General features: G+C 65.8%; 1 protein-coding gene and 1 pseudogene. Both read left to right on the forward strand.

What is annotated here, in order from left to right; genetic code table 11:
• The first annotated feature begins 11 nt into the window (after window positions 1–11).
• A complete protein-coding gene (locus ACYVIH_RS17965) occupies window positions 12–770 on the forward strand; it encodes an MFS transporter (protein WP_460870887.1) in 759 nt (252 codons plus the stop codon).
• Window positions 763–952, forward strand: a pseudogene (locus ACYVIH_RS17970) (hypothetical protein); the annotation flags it as partial. The gene ACYVIH_RS17965 and the pseudogene ACYVIH_RS17970, both read left to right, overlap by 8 nt.

Here is a 952-nt window from a genome sequence, read left to right on the forward strand (position 1 = left end):
GCTGGTCGTTCGTGGTCATCGGCGTCGCGACGATCCTCATCGGTCTCGGGGTGTTCCTCTACATCCGCAACACCCCGGGCGAGCACAAGCTCGTCAACCGAGCCGAAGAGGAACTGATCCGCACCAACGAGGGCGAACTCGTGGTGGAGGAGGAGCGCCCCGGCGTCAGCCGCGCGACCCTCGTCTGGATGGTGGTCGGCCGCATGGGCTGGGCCATGGTCTTCTGGGGGCTCGTCACCTGGGGGCCGAACTACCTCACCAACGCGCGAGGCCTCGACCTCGCGGCGATGGGCTTCGCGACCTTCCTCATCTTCCTCTGCGGCGCTGCCGGTGAGATTCTCAGCGGTCTGCTCGCCGATTACCTGCAGAAGCGGATGAACCGCAACCGCGCCTTCAAGATCCTCTTCGGAGGATCGGGTGCCCTCAGCCTCATCGCGCTCGCGATGCTGCCCTTCGTCTCGGATCCCGGTACCGCGGTCGCGCTGCTCTGCATCGGCGTGTTCTTCAACCTCTTCGGCGGCCTCTACTGGACCATCCCCGGCATGCTCGCGAAGCCCGACAAGGTCGGCCTCATCGGCGGCGTCATGAACTTCGCGGGTACCTCGTCGGGCATCATCGTGCCGATCGTGGCGGGACTGCTCGTGCAGTTCACGGGCGGCTACACCGCCGTGCTCGTCTACCTCGCGATCTGCGCGGCCGTCTACCTCGTGGGCTCCCTGTCGATCGACTTCGAGGGCAGGAAACAGTCGAAGGCGGTTGTCGATGCCTGACCTCTACGACGGTCCGATCATCGACGCCCATCATCACGTGTGGGATCTCGAGCAGAACCTCTATCCGTGGCTCCAGCCCGGCACCCTGGTTCCCCACCGGTACGGCGACTACTCGGCGATCAAGCGCAGCTATCGCGCCGCCGACTACCTCGCCGACATCGCCGGTCAGGGGGTGGTGGCCT

This window comes from Nocardioides pakistanensis, from assembly GCF_054781215.1.